13 protein-coding genes and 1 riboswitch are annotated in these 15,631 nt (G+C 71.6%); of the genes, 7 read left to right on the top strand and 6 right to left on the bottom strand.

The genetic code is table 11. The features are described 5' to 3' along the window. Nucleotides 1-86: 86 nt before the first annotated feature. The 3 genes from glyA to gcvT form a co-directional block, all read right to left on the bottom strand. Nucleotides 87-1,337 (bottom strand): serine hydroxymethyltransferase, encoded by a 1,251-nt coding sequence (glyA, locus tag BMW99_RS30150; protein ID WP_069464046.1) that lies wholly within the window; start codon nt 1,335-1,337, stop codon nt 87-89. A gap of 10 nt (nt 1,338-1,347) precedes the next feature. Continuing rightward, complete coding sequence (gene gcvH / locus BMW99_RS30145; protein WP_069464045.1) at nt 1,348-1,728, bottom strand: glycine cleavage system protein GcvH; 381 nt, start codon at nt 1,726-1,728, stop codon at nt 1,348-1,350. A gap of 67 nt (nt 1,729-1,795) precedes the next feature. Next, complete coding sequence (gene gcvT, locus BMW99_RS30140) at nt 1,796-2,929, bottom strand: glycine cleavage system aminomethyltransferase GcvT (RefSeq protein WP_075017923.1); 1,134 nt, start codon at nt 2,927-2,929, stop codon at nt 1,796-1,798. Nucleotides 2,930-3,115: 186 nt separating this feature from the next. Continuing rightward, a riboswitch (glycine riboswitch) is annotated at nt 3,116-3,212 on the bottom strand. 206 nt (nt 3,213-3,418) lie between these two features. Between gcvT and BMW99_RS30135 the strand changes: the two genes are divergently transcribed. Continuing rightward, the gene (locus BMW99_RS30135) at nt 3,419-4,159 is read left to right on the top strand and encodes an enhanced serine sensitivity protein SseB (RefSeq protein WP_069466401.1); all 741 of its coding nucleotides are present in this window, start codon (nt 3,419-3,421) and stop codon (nt 4,157-4,159) included. 109 nt (nt 4,160-4,268) lie between these two features. Beyond that, nucleotides 4,269-5,072 carry an enhanced serine sensitivity protein SseB C-terminal domain-containing protein gene (locus BMW99_RS30130; protein ID WP_079176235.1) on the top strand — a complete coding sequence of 268 codons (804 nt, stop codon included), beginning with the start codon at nt 4,269-4,271 and terminating at the stop codon, nt 5,070-5,072. A 7-nt stretch (nt 5,073-5,079) separates the two neighbouring features. Here BMW99_RS30130 and BMW99_RS30125 read toward each other — a convergent pair whose 3' ends face one another. After that, a complete protein-coding gene (locus BMW99_RS30125; RefSeq protein ID WP_069461788.1) occupies nt 5,080-6,606 on the bottom strand; it encodes a DUF885 family protein in 1,527 nt (508 codons plus the stop codon). A gap of 262 nt (nt 6,607-6,868) precedes the next feature. Between BMW99_RS30125 and BMW99_RS30120 the strand changes: the two genes are divergently transcribed. The 5 genes from BMW99_RS30120 (at nt 6,869) to BMW99_RS30100 (ending at nt 13,089) form a co-directional block, all read left to right on the top strand. Beyond that, entirely contained in the window at nt 6,869-7,867 is a 999-nt protein-coding gene (locus BMW99_RS30120) for an ABC transporter permease (protein ID WP_069461789.1), read from the top strand. A gap of 94 nt (nt 7,868-7,961) precedes the next feature. Continuing rightward, nucleotides 7,962-9,734: an ABC transporter substrate-binding protein gene (locus BMW99_RS30115; protein ID WP_069461790.1), complete on the top strand. Its 1,773-nt coding sequence runs from the start codon at nt 7,962-7,964 to the stop codon at nt 9,732-9,734. 105 nt (nt 9,735-9,839) lie between these two features. Further along, entirely contained in the window at nt 9,840-10,850 is a 1,011-nt protein-coding gene (locus BMW99_RS30110; RefSeq protein WP_069461791.1) for an ABC transporter permease, read from the top strand. Between the two features lie 122 nt (nt 10,851-10,972). Further along, nucleotides 10,973-12,025: an ABC transporter ATP-binding protein gene (locus tag BMW99_RS30105; RefSeq protein WP_069461792.1), complete on the top strand. Its 1,053-nt coding sequence runs from the start codon at nt 10,973-10,975 to the stop codon at nt 12,023-12,025. 17 nt (nt 12,026-12,042) lie between these two features. Beyond that, nucleotides 12,043-13,089, top strand: a complete 1,047-nt coding sequence (locus BMW99_RS30100) for an ABC transporter ATP-binding protein (RefSeq protein WP_407640337.1) — start codon at nt 12,043-12,045, stop codon at nt 13,087-13,089. 422 nt (nt 13,090-13,511) lie between these two features. On the opposite strand, the gene BMW99_RS30095 is transcribed toward BMW99_RS30100, so the two are convergent. Both BMW99_RS30095 and BMW99_RS30090 read right to left on the bottom strand, forming a co-directional pair. Then, the gene (locus BMW99_RS30095; RefSeq protein WP_069467494.1) at nt 13,512-14,678 is read right to left on the bottom strand and encodes a cysteine desulfurase family protein; all 1,167 of its coding nucleotides are present in this window, start codon (nt 14,676-14,678) and stop codon (nt 13,512-13,514) included. A gap of 60 nt (nt 14,679-14,738) precedes the next feature. Further along, nucleotides 14,739-15,599, bottom strand: coding sequence for a thioesterase family protein (locus BMW99_RS30090; RefSeq protein ID WP_075017922.1), 861 nt, complete (start codon nt 15,597-15,599; stop codon nt 14,739-14,741). Nucleotides 15,600-15,631 lie beyond the last annotated feature (32 nt).

The raw sequence follows: 15,631 nt of genomic DNA, 5'->3' as shown, positions 1-15,631 counted from the left end.
TTTGGGGACTCCTGTCTGGCGGGGGGACGCCGTTGTCCCCCCGGGTCCGGGGGTGCGCCGGGCACGGCACACCCCCGTTCGGGGACTTACGCGTACAGCGGGTACTTCGCGGCCAGCACGGTGACCCGCTCCCGCAGGACCGTCGCGTCGTACACGGGCTTCAGCGCCAGCGCGATGACCTCGGCGACCTCGCGGAAGTCGTCCGGGCCGAAGCCGCGGGTGGCCAGCGCGGGGGTGCCGATCCGCAGACCCGAGGTGACCATCGGGGGCCGCGGGTCGTTCGGGATCGCGTTGCGGTTGACGGTGATGCCGACCTCGTGCAGCCGGTCCTCGGCCTGCTGGCCGTCGAGCGCCGAGTCGCGCAGATCGACCAGCACGAGGTGCACGTCCGTGCCGCCGGACAGCACCGACACGCCCACCTCGGCCATGTCCGGCTGGGACAGCCGGTCGGCGAGGATCTTCGCGCCCTCCAGCGTACGGGACTGGCGGTCCTTGAACTCGTCCGTCGCCGCGGCCTTGAACGCCACCGCCTTCGCGGCGATCACGTGCTCCAGCGGGCCACCCTGCTGACCAGGGAAGACCGCGGAGTTGATCTTCTTGGCCAGCTCCGCCTTCGAGAGGATCACACCGCCGCGCGGCCCGCCCAGCGTCTTGTGCGTCGTGGTGGTGACCACGTCCGCGTGCGGCACCGGGTTGGGGTGCAGTCCGGCCGCCACCAGGCCCGCGAAGTGCGCCATGTCGACCATCAGGTACGCGCCGACCTCGTCGGCGATCCGCCGGAACTCGGCGAAGTCCAGCTGCCGCGGGTACGCCGACCAGCCGGCGATGATCAGCTGCGGACGGTGCTCCTTGGCGAGCTTCTCCACCTCGGCCATGTCCACCCGGCCGGTCTCGTCCACGTGGTACGCGGCGACCTTGTAGAGCTTGCCGGAGAAGTTGATCTTCATGCCGTGGGTGAGGTGCCCGCCGTTCGCCAGGTCCAGGCCCAGGATGGTGTCACCCGGCTTGAGCAGCGCGAACATCGCGGCGGCGTTGGCCTGGGCGCCCGAGTGCGGCTGGACGTTCGCCGCCTCGGCGCCGAACAGCGCCTTGACCCGGTCGATCGCCATCTGCTCGATGACGTCGACGTTCTCGCAGCCGCCGTAGTACCGGCGGCCCGGGTAGCCCTCGGCGTACTTGTTGGTCAGCACCGAGCCCTGGGCCTCGAGGACCGCGACCGGAGCGAAGTTCTCCGACGCGATCATCTCCAGCGTGGACTGCTGGCGGTGCAGCTCGGCGTCGACCGCGACCGCCACGTCCGGGTCGAACTCGTGCAGGGACTGGTTCAGCAGCGACATGACGGCGCCCTCAGCCCGCGATGAACGCGTCGTACTCGGCGGCGGTCAGCAGATCCGCCCCCTCCGCGGACTCCCGCACCTTGAACAGCCAGCCACCCTCGAACGGGGCCGAGTTGACCAGGGACGGGTCGTCGACGACGTCCTGGTTGACCTCCGTGACCTCACCGGACACCGGCGAGTACAGGTCGCTGACCGACTTGGTGGACTCCAGCTCGCCGCAGGTCTCGCCCGCGGAGACGGTCGCGCCCACCTCGGGGAGCTGGACGAACACGACGTCGCCGAGCGCGTCCGCGGCGTGCGACGTGATGCCCACGGTGGCGACCCCGGCCTCGGGGGCGGAGAGCCACTCGTGCTCCTTGCTGTAGCGCAGCTGCTCAGGGTTGATGCTCATGTCGGAATTCTCCCGGATGGTTGGCAGTGCTCGCGCGCGGCGCGAGGACGGTGACGTAAGAGGAGTTTCAGCGCTCGCGCTTGTAGAACGGCAGGGCCACGACCTCGTGCGGCTCCTGGGCGCCGCGGATGTCCACCGCGACCCCGGCCGAACCGGGCGCGGCGAGCGCCGCGTCCACGTAGGCCATGGCGATCGGCACGCCGAGCGTGGGGGAGGGGGCGCCCGAGGTGACCTCGCCGACGACCGCGCCCGAGGCGTCGGTGACCGGGTAGCCCGCGCGCGGCACCCGGCGGCCCTGGGCCACCAGGCCGACGAGCTTGCGCGGCGGGGTCGCCGCGGCCTTCTCCGCGGCGGCGGTCAGCGCCTCGCGGCCGACGAAGTCGCCGGGCTTGTCGAACTTCACCACCCGGCCGAGGCCGGCGTCGAACGGCGTCAGCGCCGTGGTCAGCTCGTGGCCGTACAGCGGCATCCCGGCCTCCAGGCGCAGCGTGTCCCGGCAGGACAGGCCGCACGGCACCAGGCCCTTGTCCGCCCCGGCCCCGGTCAGCGCCTGCCACAGCCGCTCGGCGTCGGCCGGCGCCACGAACAGCTCGAAGCCGTCCTCGCCGGTGTAGCCGGTGCGGGCGATCAGGGCCGGCACCCCGGCGACCGTGCCGGGCAGGCCGGCGTAGTACTTCAGCCCGTCCAGGTCGGCGTCGGTCAGCGACTTCAGGATGCCGGGGGACTCCGGCCCCTGGACGGCGAGCAGCGCGTACGCGTCCCGGTCGTCGCGGACCGCCGCGTCGAAGCGGGCCGCGCGCCCGGTCACCGCGTCGAGCACGACCTGCGCGTTGGAGGCGTTGGCGACGACCATGAACTCCTGGTCGCCGAGCCGGTAGACGATCAGGTCGTCCACGATCCCGCCGTCGGCCGCGCAGATCATCGTGTAGCGGGCCCGGCCCACGGCCAGCGCCGACAGGTGGCCGACCAGCGCGTAGTCCAGCACCTCACCGGCCTGCGGGCCGGTCACGGTGATCTCGCCCATGTGGGACAGGTCGAACAGGCCGGCGCGGGTGCGCACCGCCTGGTGCTCCTCGCGCTCGCTGGCGTACCGCAGCGGCATGTCCCAGCCGGCGAAGTCGGTCATGGTGGCGCCGAGCGTGCGGTGCAGGGCGTCCAGCGCGGTACGGCGCTGCGCGGGCTGGCTCGGGGATTCGCTCATCGGAAACGGGCTCCCAGGTGAGGACGGTGAACGGGACGGAGGTACCGGGACAGGAAACGGACGAGGCCACAGCGGCCTCCCCATCTGTCATCGGAACCTGAGAGGTTCACCGTGAACCCGACGCGGGCCCGCGGCTTGCACCTTGGGTGAGAGGAGCCCTGCGGCCCCTCCGCTTTTCAGATCTGCCTCGCCCGCGCGGTATCTGTGCCTGAGAGATTCAAGGGAGGACTTGCTCCTTCGGCGCCCGGCCCGGACAGGGTCGGAACTCTCCCGCGCGGCCTCGAACGGCCGGTATGCAAGTTGTGCCAGACATCATTGCACGCCCGTGTCGCGGGTGCCCGCCCCCGGGCCCGCTGTCCGCGCCAGGCCCTAAGATTTTCCCGGGCAGCAGGTCAGTGCCCCCACGGCACCACGGCGGACTTCGCCGCACCGGCGCGGACCGGGCCGGACCAGGGCACACGAGGGCGGACGAGGGCGGACGGCGACGACATGGAGAATCCGGCACCGTACATATGGCCGGCCAACGAGCTGGAAGAGGTCCTCACCGCCAGCGTCGGCAACCCCGCCGCCGGAGCGCGACTGCTGGAGGTCCTCGGCCGCTCCCAGGTCTGGGTTCCGCTGCCCAACGGCGGCCACCCCGGCGCGGCCGACCTCGACCTGCCCACGGTCGAACTCGGCGGCGCCACCTACGTTCCGGTCTTCAGCTCCGAGCAGCAGTTCCGGCAGGCGGCCGACGGCATGTCCTGCACGGTCGCACCGGTCCACGAGTTCGCCCGCGGGCTGCCGCCGACGGTCGGGATCGCCGTCAACCCCGGCGGCGCCGTCGGTGTGCCGCTGCCGCCCGCCGCGGTCGCCGAGCTGTGCCGGCCCGACCGCGGCGTCCAGGACGCCGCGTCCGGCGGCCGGGTCCGGCTGTGGGAGCCCGGCCACGAGGACGAGCCGGTGGACTTCCTCGCCGCCGCGGCCTCCGAGTTCGCCGTGACGCCCGTGGTGCTCACCGCCCGCCGGGCGGTGGCCGCGGTCGAGGACGAGCCGCCTGCGCTCTTCGTCGGAGTGGAGCTCGACGCCTGGCACGAGCCCGACCGGGCCGCGGCGATGGACGCGCTCGGGCGCGCGCTGGGCGCCGCCCCGCTGCCGATGCCGGTCCACCTGATCCTGCTGGACGTGGCCCAGGACCCGGTCGCGGACTGGATGCTGGAGGCCGTCCGGCCCTTCTTCACCCGCGGCTGACCTGCCCGGAGCACGGCCCGGCGGCCGTGTGTATGCGTTGTTCAGCGGACATATAGACAGCGCCGCTTGAGTCGTCGAGCGTTCCACCGGGAACACTCGACCTGATTTGATGGCGGGAACGGACGAGGAGAAGGGGCGGTCCCACGTGATCGCGGGCGCGCAAGGCGGCGCTGCGGCGGCCGGCCATGTGGAGCAGATGCTGCTCCAGGTGGCCCCCGGCCGCTTCGACGCATACGAGAACCTGCTCGCGTCACTGGCCGGGGGCCAGGTGTGGATGCTGCTGTGGCACGGCATGCCCGGCTCGCCGGACGCGCAGTACGGCAGCATGGAGGTCGGCGGGCACGCCTACGCGCCGTGCTTCACCTCGCCGCGCGAACTGGCCGCCAGCGGCTGGGGCCGGGACCACGAGGTCGTCTCCGGGCGGGACGTGGCGCTGACGCTCTACCCCGACCGCTGCGGCCTGTGGCTGAACCCGCACACCGGGGGCGGCGGCGTCGGCGTGCCGTGGCCGGACCTGCGGCGGATCGCCGTCGGCCTGGACGTGCTGCCGGCCGGGCCGCTGCAGATCGCCGAACCGACCCTCCAGGTCCCGCAGTTCTACGCGCTGCTGGCGCAGGCCGCGCACCGCACCCCGGCCGTCCGCGCGCTGCGCCGCGCCTGGGTGCAGCCGGCGCTCGGCGAGCCGTACCTGGCGATCGGCGTCGAGGTCTACGACGGTGTGCCGCAGGCCGTGGAGGGCGTGCGGATGATGATGCAGCAGGCGGTCGGCGGCGTGCCCGACGGGCTCGCCGTCTCCACGGTGGCCATGGGCGACGCCTACGACCCGGTGGCGCTGTGGATGCGGGTCCACGCCTCCGCGTTCTTCGACCGCGACGCGTACGCCGCCGGGCCCGCCTGGGGACCCGCGCGCTGAGGCCCGTTCAGTCCCGCAGGTCCAGCGCGTCGGCCAGCAGCCCCAGCGGCGGGCTGCCCAGGGACAGCAGGGCGGCGTGGAAGCGCGGCAGGCCGAACTCCCGGCCCCACCGGCGCCGGGCCCGCTCCCGCAGCCGCATGATCTCCAACTTGCCCCAGGTGTACCGCCCGTAGCCGGCGTCGAAGGTCCCGCGCCGGGCCTCCGCCACCGCGCTGGCCCGCGCCAGGTGCGCGTCCCGCATGAACCGGCCGGTCGCCTCCTCCAGGGTCATCGCGCCGGTGTGCAGCCCGATCGCACAGGTCAGCCGCGTCACCCGGACCAGGGCCTCCAGGGCCACCCCGATCGCGAACCGCGGGTCGCGCGACCGGAAGCCCTCCTCCAGGCAGACCTCCTCCACGTAGTGCGCCCAGCCCTCGGCGAACGCCAGGCTGTGCAGCACCCGGCGCACCGGCCCGGAGACCCGGCGCAGCGCGCGGCCGTGCGCGAAGTGGCCGGGCGCCACCTCGTGCACGGTGATCGACGGCAGGCTGGTGCGGCTGAAGACGGACAGCCACTCCTCGCGCTCCTCGCGCGGCCACTCCGGCTCGGGCGGGGTGACGTGGAACCATGACGGCACCGACGACTTCTCGGCCGGCGCCGCCCAGCTCATCATCGCCATCGACCAGCGGCGGGACGCCGGCGCCGGGCCGACCAGGCACTCGCCGTCCAGGAAGGGCGCCAGCCGCCGGTCGCGGGTGAAGTCGATGACCTCGTCGGTGAGCCGGGCCGCCTCCGCGATGACCTCGTCGGCGTCCGGGTGGTCGGCCAGCAGCCCCGGGATCAGCTCGTCGACGGGGCGCCGCGGGTCCAGCTCCGCACAGGCGTCCTCCAGCAGTCCGGTCAGCCGGGCCCGTTCCCGGTCGGCCTCCTCGGCCAGCGCCCCCAGATCGACCGCCATCCCCTCCTGCGACCCCATCAGGGCCGCGAGGGCGCGGCCGCCCATGCGCGGGTCGGGATCGCCGTGCCGGGCCGCGTCCTCCAGCCGGGCCACCAGCCGGGCGTGCGCCCGCAGCGCCTGCTCCTCCTCCCGGCCGTGCCCCGCCTCCAGTCCGACGGCCAGCCCGTAGGCGGTGCCCAGCAGCGCCTCGGCGACCGGCGCGCTCACCTGGTCGAGTGACTCCAGTGACGCCTGGATCGCCTCCGGCCACTGCGCCAGATGCTTCCTGCGGGCCCCCGCCCGCTCCTTGCGCGAGCCGTACTCGCGGTCGTAGCAGGCGAGTTCGAGATTCGACAGATGCGGATACGGGTCCCTGCGGTGCAGTTCGAGCTCGGCGAACCGGACCCGCATCGCCTCCTCGAAGACCGCCAGATGGGCCTCGTCGTGGGCGTCGCGCCGCGGTCCCGCGGACCGCCGGGCGCTCTCCAGCCTGGCGAGCGAGGCCGCCACCCCCGACGGGGACAGGTCCTGCACCCTGCCGTCGTACTCGTGCAGGCCCGCCATCTCCCTGGCCTGGGGCATCATCAGGTCGCACACCGCGCGCAGCCGCTCGTCCACCCGCCGACCGTACCGCGTGGTAGGGGCGGGTAACGGACTAAGAATCACCACATCACAGTTGCGCATCCCTTCTGGGTGAGGTCTGGCGGGTGATCGCCGACGCACAGAAGAATCCAGCGCAACGGGGACCCAAAGCGACACTGCACGTTTTCAGAAACGTCCCCGAATCCTGAACTTCGCACCGCAGCACGACCAATGAGTAAAGCCGCTACAGCGGCGGGCGCGCGCCGGTTACCCGCCGGCGAGAGGGGTCAGCTTCACCATGACCGCACCTATAGAGACCACCCAGGCACAGGCCGCGGCACAGCCGGAGGCCATCCTCGCCGGGGCCGGTCGCAAGACGATCGAGGGGCGCTCCCTCGGTCAGATCGCCTGGATGCGCTTCAAGCGCGACAAGGTGGCGGTGGCCGGTGGCGTCGTGGTCATCCTGCTGGTGCTGCTCGCCGTCCTGGCGAAGCCGATCGAGAGCGTCTTCGGCCTCGACCCGAACGCCTTCCACCAGGACCTGATCGACCCGTCGACGACCGTCCCCAAGGGCGGCTGGGGCGGGATGAGCATGCATCACCTGCTCGGTGTCGACCCGCAGTACGGCCGCGACCTGCTCGCCCGCATCATCGAGGGCTCGTGGGTGTCGATGATCGTGGCGACCGGAGCCACGCTCCTGTCGGTCATCATCGGCTCGGTCATGGGCCTGATCGCCGGCTACTACGGCGGCTGGGTCGACTCCCTGATCAGCCGGGTGATGGACATCTTCCTGGCCTTCCCGCTGCTGCTGTTCGCCATCTCCATCTCGGCGTCGCTGCAGGACGGCGCGTTCGGCCTGGCCGGCCTGAAGCTGCGGATCTGCGTGCTGATCTTCGTGATCGGCTTCTTCAACTGGCCCTACATGGGCCGGATCGTGCGCGGCCAGACGCTGAGCCTGAGGGAGCGCGAGTTCGTCGAGGCGTCGCGCAGCCTGGGCGCCCGCGGCCCGTTCATCCTCTTCCGCGAGCTGCTGCCCAACCTGGTCGCCCCGATCCTCGTCTACTCGACGCTGCTGATCCCGACCAACATCCTCTTCGAGGCCGCGTTGAGCTTCCTCGGCGTCGGTATCTCGCCCCCGCAGGCGTCCTGGGGCGGCATGCTCAACTCGGCGATCGACCTCTTCTACGCCGACCCGGAGTACATGGTCGTTCCGGGCGTCGCGATCTTCATCACCGTCCTCGCCTTCAACCTGCTGGGCGACGGGCTGCGGGACGCCCTCGACCCGCGCAGCAAGTAACCGAACTTCTCATCCGCGCATTCTCAACCCGCCGGACGCGGTCCCCCGCGTCCGGCCGTGCACCACACCGTCGAACCGGGAGGCTTTCCTCGGCATGAACAGCAGAAAAGCGACAGCCGCGCTGGCGCTTGCCACGGCACTCGCCCTGGGAGCATCCGCGTGCAGCAGCGACTCCAAGAGCAGTGACAACGGCAAGAAGAGCTCCAGCAGCCAGGGAACCTCCGCCGCCAAGGACGCCGCGCTCACCGGCATCGTGAACGCCTCGGACCAGAAGGGGGGCACGGTCGTCATGGAGAACTCGGACGTGCCGGACTCCCTGGACCCGGGCAACACCTACTACGGCTGGGTGCAGAACTTCTCGCGCCTCTACGCGCGTACGCTGCTCACCTTCAAGCCGGCCGCGGGCAAGGACGGCCTGACCGTCGTCCCCGACCTGGCCACCGGCCTCGGCAAGGCCAGCCCGGACGCCAAGACCTGGACGTACACGATCCGTTCCGGTCTGAAGTACGACGACGGCACGCCGATCACCACCAAGGACATCAAGTACGGGATCGAGCGCAGCAACTTCGCGCCCGAGGCCCTGTCCAACGGCCCGACGTACTTCAAGGCCTACCTGGCCGGCGGTGACGCGTACAAGGGTCCCTACAAGGACAAGAACCCCAACGGGATCGCGTCGATCGAGACCCCGAACGACACCACGATCGTCTTCCACCTGGCGAAGCCCTTCGCGGACTTCGACTACCTGGCGACGTTCTCGCAGACGGCCCCCGTGCCGGCGGCGAAGGACGACGGCGCCGGGTACGTGAAGCACATCGTGTCCTCGGGCCCGTACAAGTTCGCCTCCTACCAGGACGGCGCCTCCGCCGACCTGGTGCGCAACCCGCAGTGGTCGCAGGCGACCGACCCGATCCGCAAGGCCCTGCCGAACGAGATCAAGATCAAGTTCAAGGTCAACGCGAACACGATCGACAACAACCTGCTCGCGGGCAACACCACCGTCGACTCCGGCGGCACCGGCGTGACCCCGCAGACCCAGGCCAAGGTCATCGGCCCCAAGTACGCGAAGAACACCGACGACTCGTACGCCGGTGCCACCTCGTACCTGGCGATCAACCCGAACGTCGCGCCGTACAACAACGCCGACTGCCGCAAGGCGATCGAGTACGCGATCGACAAGGTCTCCGTGCAGACGGCCATCGGCGGCCCGGTCAAGGGTGACGTGGCCACCACGCTGCTCCCGCCGACCGTCAACGGCTACACCAAGTTCGACGAGTTCGCGACGCCGGACAACAAGGGCGACGCCACCAAGGCCAAGGCCTCGCTGGCCGCGTGCGGCAAGCCGGGCGGCTTCACCACCAACCTGACGGCGCGCAGCGACCGCCCGGCCGAGATGGCCGAGGCGACCGCGATCCAGAACTCGCTCAAGCAGGTCGGCATCACCGCCAACATCAAGAGCTTCCCGGCCGGCAAGTACTTCTCGAACTTCGCCGGTGTCCCGAGCTACGTGCACCAGCACCAGCTCGGCCTGATGCTCACCGCGTGGGGCGCCGACTGGCCGACCGGCTACGGCTTCCTGGACCAGATCGTCGACGGCAGCGCCATCAAGCCGTCCGGCGGCAACAACCTCCAGGAGCTCAACGACAAGAACATCAACGCCGCGCTCGCGGCCGCGATCGCCAACACCGACGCCGCGGCCCGCACCAAGGCGTGGGGCGACATCGACAAGATGGTCGTCGACACCGCCACCGTGGTGCCGCTGATCTACCGCAAGAACCTGCTCTACCGCCCGGACTCGGCGACGAACGTCACGATCACCCAGGCGTACCTGGGCATGTACGACTACCTGCTGCTCGGCTCGTCCAAGTAAGCCCAGTAAGCACAGAAGGCACACGAACACCGGAAGGCAGGTGAAGGCATCGGCGTCCGCCGGGCCGGGTGGTACCCGGCCCGGCGGACCCGGCGCCGACCCGCTGTGACTGCGTACATCATTCGACGCGTGATCGCCGCGATAGTCCTGGTGCTGGTCGTCAGCGCGGTCACCTTCGCGATCTTCTTCCTGGTCCCGAAGCTCGGCGGGCAGACCACCACCCAGCTGGCCACCCAGTACGTCGGCAAGGACGCCAACCCCGAGTCGATCGCGGCGGTCAAGAAGAACCTCGGTCTGGACCTGCCGATCTACCAGCAGTACTGGCACTTCATCAAGGCCATCGTCATGGGCGCGCACTACAAGTTCGGCCCCGACGCCGCGTACTGCCACCGTCCCTGCTTCGGCTACTCCTTCAAGTCCCACGTCGAGGTGTGGCCCGAGATCAAGGACCGCATCCCGGTCACGTTCTCGCTCGCCATCGGCGCCGCGGTGATCTGGGTCGTCTCCGGTGTGGCCATCGGCGTCGTCTCCGCCCTCAAGCGGGGCACCCTGTTCGACCGCTTCTCCATGGGCGTGGCCCTGGCCGGCGTCTCGCTGCCGATCTTCTTCACCGGCATGCTGCTGCTCGGCCTGTTCTCCTACAAGTGGGTCATCTGGGACAACGTCCAGTACCACAGCTTCACCAGCAATCCCGGCGAATGGGCCTGGAACCTCATCCTGCCGTGGATCAGCCTGGCGTTCCTCTACTCCGCTCTCTACGCCCGCCTCACCAGAGCCGGGATGCTGGAGACCATGGGTGAGGACTACATCCGCACCGCGCGCGCCAAGGGACTTCCGGAGCGCACCGTGGTCGGCAAGCACGGCCTGCGGGCCGCGCTCACCCCCATCGTCACCATCTTCGGTATGGACTTCGGGTTGCTCATCGGCGGCGCGATCATCACCGAGCAGGTCTTCTCGTTCCAGGGCATCGGTGCCTATGCGGTGCAGGCCGTGACGGACAACGACCTGCCGAAGGTCCTCGGCGTGACCATGGTCGCTGCCGCCTTCATCGTCATCTGCAACCTCCTGGTGGACCTGCTCTACGCCGCCATCGACCCCCGCGTGAGGTACTCGTGAGCACCGACAACAGCAGCAGCGACGCGCTGAAGAAGGACGCTGACGAACCGGCGGCCCAGGTACCGGCGCAGAAGGCGACCGACGAACCGGCGGCCGCCGCGACGGGCGAACCGGCCGGCGCGATCGGCGAGCCGGTGGCCGCCGCCGCGCCCGCGGGCGACGCGTACCTGTCCGTGCGCGACCTGCGCATCCACTTCCAGACCGACGACGGCCTGGTGAAGTCCGTGGACGGGCTCAGCTTCGACCTGGAGCGCGGCCGCACCCTCGGCATCGTCGGCGAGTCCGGCTCCGGCAAGTCCGTCACCTCGCTCGGCATCATGGGCCTGCACCGCACCTCGCGGGCCAGGATCAGCGGCGAGGTCTGGCTGGACGGCGAGGAGCTCGTGGCGGCCGACCCCGACCGGGTGCGCCGGCTGCGGGGCCGCAAGATGGCCATGATCTTCCAGGACCCGCTGTCCGCGATGCACCCCTACTACAAGGTCGGGGCGCAGATCGTCGAGGCCTACCGGGTGCACCACAAGGTGTCGCGGAAGGTCGCCGCCGAGCGGGCCGTGGAGATGCTCGACCGGGTCGGCATCCCCGAGCCCCGCAAGCGGTTCCACGACTACCCGCACCAGTTCTCCGGCGGTATGCGGCAGCGCGCGATGATCGCGATGTCGCTGGTCAACAACCCCGAACTGCTGATCGCGGACGAGCCGACCACCGCGCTCGACGTGACCGTGCAGGCGCAGATCCTGGACCTGATCCGGGACCTGCAGAAGGAGTTCGGCTCCGCGGTCATCATGATCACCCACGACCTCGGCGTGGTCGCCGAGGTCGCCGACGACCTGCTGGTGATGTACGCCGGCCGGGTCATCGAACGCGGCAGTGCCGAGCGGGTGTTCACCAACCCGCAGCACCCCTACACCTGGGGCCTGCTGGGCTCGATGCCGCGCCTGGACCGCGAGCGCACCGACCGCCTCAACCCGGTCAAGGGCAGCCCGCCCAGCCTGATCAACGTGCCGGACGGCTGCGCCTTCCACCCGCGCTGCCCGTACGCGTCGCTGACCGGCGGCTCCTCCGAGACCCTCGTGCCCGAGCTGCGCGAGATGGCCCCCGGCCACTTCGCCGCGTGCCATCTGGCGGACGACGAGCGGTCCCGGATCTGGACCGAAGAGATCGAACCGAAGCTGTGAAGGGCCAGGACGAAGCCGTGACTGCACCGTCGGCGAACACCTCGCTGGAGAAGGGCGCGCCCGAGAGCCGGGACCGGGAGCCGCTGCTGAAGGTCACCGGACTGGTGAAGCACTTCCCGATCACCCAGGGCCTGCTGCGCCGCCAGGTCGGCGCCGTGCAGGCGGTCGACGGCATCGACTTCGAGGTCGGGGCGGGTGAGACGCTGGGCGTGGTCGGCGAGTCCGGCTGCGGCAAGTCCACCATGGGCCGGCTGATCACCCGGCTGCTCGAACCGACCGGCGGCACCGTCGAGTTCCAGGGCCGGGACATCACGCACCTGAGCACCGGCGCCATGCGTCCGCTGCGGCGCGACGTGCAGATGATCTTCCAGGACCCGTACTCGTCGCTCAACCCGCGGCACACGATCGGCACGATCGTCGGTGCGCCGTTCCGGCTGCAGAAGGTGCAGACGGAGGGTGGCGTGAAGAAGGAGGTGCAGAACCTCCTGGAGCTGGTGGGCCTGAGCCCCGAGCACTACAACCGCTACCCGCACGAGTTCTCCGGCGGTCAGCGGCAGCGCATCGGCATCGCCCGCGCGCTGGCCCTCAAGCCCAAGCTGGTCGTCGCCGACGAGCCGGTCTCCGCGCTGGACGTGTCGATCCAGGCGCAGGTCGTCAACCTCCTCGACGACCTGCAGAGCGAGCTCGGCCTCACCTACGTGATCATCGCGCACGACCTGTCGGTCATCCGCCACGTCTCCGACCGGATCGCGGTGATGTACCTCGGCAAGATCGTGGAGGTCGCCGACCGCGAGGACCTGTACAGCACGCCGTTCCACCCGTACACCAACGCGCTGCTGTCCGCGGTGCCGGTGCCGGACCCGAAGCGGAGGCAGCAGCGCGAGCGGATCCTGCTGAACGGCGACGTGCCGTCGCCGATCGCGCCGCCGTCGGGCTGCCGGTTCCACACGCGGTGCTGGAAGGCGACGGATCTCTGCAAGACGCAGGAGCCGAAGCTGGAGGTTCTCGCCAGCGGTCACCAGGTGGCCTGCCACCACCCGGAGAACTCGCCTGCGGCGAGCTGATCGGCCTTCACCTTCGCGGTGTGCGGTTCGCCCTGCGCGGGCGGCGGTTCCCCCCTGCGCGGGCGGCCTTCACCTTCGCGGTGATGCGGTTGCCCCTGCCGTGGGCAGCGGTTCGCCCTGTGCGGGCGAAGGGCAACCATCAGGGGTGCGGGGTCGCCCAGCCTCCGGCCGGGAGGTGCCCCCAGCGCGACCAGCCACCGCGGCGCCGCGGTTCGTCACCGCCCCAAAGGGGCTGTTGCTGTCGTCTCCGGACCACCGGCCGGTGGCCGGTTGCCCGCGCAGTTCCCCGCGCCCCTGGTGGTGACCCTTCGCCCCCACAGGGCGAACCCCACACGGTCAGGTGGACGCTGCCCGCACAGAGCGGACCGCACACCGTCAGGTGGATGCGCGCCCGGGCAGGGCGGGGCGGTGGGCGCGGAGGGTTAGGTCAGGCCGGCGGTGCGGGCGCGGGAGACGGCGGGCCCGATCGCCGAGGCCAGCGCAGCGACCTCCTCCGGAGTGGAGGTGTGGCCGAGCGAGAAGCGGAGGGTCGCCCGCGCGGCCTCCGCGGGCTGACCCATCGCGAGCAGCACATGGCTCGGCTGAGCCACTCCGGCAGTGCAGGCGGAGCCGGTGGAGCAGGCGATGCCCTGCGCGTCGAGCAGCAGCAGCAGCGCGTCCCCCTCGCAGCCGGGGAACGTGAAGTGCGCGTTGGCGGCGAGCCGCCCCTCCTGCGACGCGTCGCCGTTGTACACGGCGTCCGGCACCGCGGCCATGACCTCGCGCACCAGCGTGTCCCGCAGCGCCCCCACGGTGCGGACGAACTCCGCCCGGCGCTCCGCGGCCAGCGTGCCCGCCGTCGCGAACGCGGCGATCGCCGGCACGTCGAGCGTGCCCGACCTGCTGCGCTCCTGACCGCCGCCGTGCAGCAGCGGCACCGGCGTCTCCTCGCGGCGCAGGACCAGCGCGCCGACGCCGTAGGGGCCGCCGATCTTGTGCCCGGTGACCGTCATCGCGTCGAGGCCGCTGGCCGCGAAGTCCACCTCGGCCTGACCGAACGCCTGGACCGCGTCGGAGTGCAGCGGTACCCCGAACTCGGCTGCCACCGCGGCCAGTTCACGAACCGGCATGATCGTGCCGACCTCGTTGTTGGCCCACATCACGGTGGCCACCGCGACGTCGTCGGGGTTCCGTTCGATCGCGGCCCGCAGGGCTTCCGGGCGGACCCGGCCGACCTCGTCGACCGCGAGCCACTCCACGACCGCGCCCTCGTGGTCGGCCAGCCAGTGCACCGCGTCGAGCACCGCGTGGTGCTCGACCGGGCTGGCCAGCACCCGGACCCGGCCCGGGTCGGCGGCCCGCCGCTCCCAGAACAGTCCCTTGACCGCCAGGTTGTCGGACTCGGTGCCGCCGCCGGTGAAGACGATCTCGCTGGGCCGGGCGCCGAGCGCCGCGGCCAGGGCCTCGCGGGACTCCTCGACGGTGCGCCGGGCCTGCCGCCCGGCGGCGTGCAGCGAGGAGGCGTTGCCCGTCACCGTCAGGTGGGCGGTCATCGCCTGCACCGCCTCCGGGAGCATGGGCGTGGTGGCGGCGTGGTCGAAGTAGGCCATGGTCCAGCGATTCTACGGCGGCCGGCGGGCCCCCGGTCCCGCCCTGTCGCGGGCGGCGGCTCAGCCGCGCGGTGCGCGGGCCAACTGCCGGGCCTGCGCGACGAGGCGGCCCGCGCCGTCCCAGACCTGCGCGTCCTCCTCCAGCAGCCCGCCCGCCAGGTTCCGGGTGGTGAGCGAGACCAGCAGCCGGCCGGGCGCCGGACGCGCCCGCAGGTGCACGGTCAGCTCCAGGGTCGGCGTCCAGCCCTTCAGGCCGAGGTCGAACGCGGTCGGCGGCAGCGCGTCGACCGCGAGGAGCAGCGACAGCGCGTCGTGGTCGCGGCCGTCGGCCAGGCCCAGCCAGCCGCGGATGTCGCCGGCGCCCGACGGCATGCCGATCGCCCAGCCCGCGGTCGCCGGGTCCAGCCGCAGGTCGATCCGGTCGAGGAACGAGGTGGCGCCCGGGACGGGGCTGCCGCCGGGGGCGTCGTCGGAGGCGGCGCTGTCCTCGTAGGCGGGCATCGGGGGCGGGGTGGCCGAGGTGCGGACGTCGTCGGGCAGCGCGTCCAGGTCGCCGTAGCCGGCGATGACCCGGATCCGCTCGACCTCGCGGCCCTGCTCGTCGGTCTGGAACAGCGACGCCTGGCCGCTGGACATGGTCCGCCCGGTGCGCACCGTCTGCGTCCTGATCACGGCGGGGCCGGGCTGGGACGCGGTGAGGTAGTGGGCGGTGATGGTGAGCGGGTCGGGGTGCGGCAGCGCGTCGCGCAGCGCCCGCCCGACCGCGGCCAGCAGGTAGCCGCCGTTGACCGCGGCGATGATCGTCCAGCCGGGGGAGAGGTCGATGTCGTACGTCCCCGGCTCGCCGTCCCTGGGCACGACCGCGGTGTCGCGGTCGAACTCGCTGTCCCCGATGGCCGCGCGGGCCGCTGCAGTTGCCATGATCGCTATGTTACCCGTCGGTAGTCACCCTG

Source organism: Actinacidiphila rubida (genome assembly GCF_900110255.1).
Lineage (GTDB): Bacteria > Actinomycetota > Actinomycetes > Streptomycetales > Streptomycetaceae > Actinacidiphila > Actinacidiphila rubida.
The sequence above is the reverse complement of the archived record's forward strand: the minus strand, read 5'-3'. Positions and strand labels throughout refer to the sequence as shown.

What these genes read in the sequence shown, in the direction of transcription:
- BMW99_RS30135 (WP_069466401.1), top strand. Translation starts at nt 3,419, where the DNA reads ATGGAGAATCCGGCACCGTACATATGGCCGGCCAACGAGCTGGAAGAG.
- gcvT (WP_075017923.1), bottom strand. Translation starts at nt 2,929, where the DNA reads ATGAGCGAATCCCCGAGCCAGCCCGCGCAGCGCCGTACCGCGCTGGAC.
- BMW99_RS30095 (WP_069467494.1), bottom strand. Translation starts at nt 14,678, where the DNA reads ATGGCCTACTTCGACCACGCCGCCACCACGCCCATGCTCCCGGAGGCG.
- gcvH (WP_069464045.1), bottom strand. Translation starts at nt 1,728, where the DNA reads ATGAGCATCAACCCTGAGCAGCTGCGCTACAGCAAGGAGCACGAGTGG.
- BMW99_RS30115 (WP_069461790.1), top strand. Translation starts at nt 7,962, where the DNA reads ATGAACAGCAGAAAAGCGACAGCCGCGCTGGCGCTTGCCACGGCACTC.
- BMW99_RS30090 (WP_075017922.1), bottom strand. Translation starts at nt 15,599, where the DNA reads ATGGCAACTGCAGCGGCCCGCGCGGCCATCGGGGACAGCGAGTTCGAC.
- BMW99_RS30120 (WP_069461789.1), top strand. Translation starts at nt 6,869, where the DNA reads ATGACCGCACCTATAGAGACCACCCAGGCACAGGCCGCGGCACAGCCG.
- glyA (WP_069464046.1), bottom strand. Translation starts at nt 1,337, where the DNA reads ATGTCGCTGCTGAACCAGTCCCTGCACGAGTTCGACCCGGACGTGGCG.
- BMW99_RS30130 (WP_079176235.1), top strand. Translation starts at nt 4,269, where the DNA reads ATGGCGGGAACGGACGAGGAGAAGGGGCGGTCCCACGTGATCGCGGGC.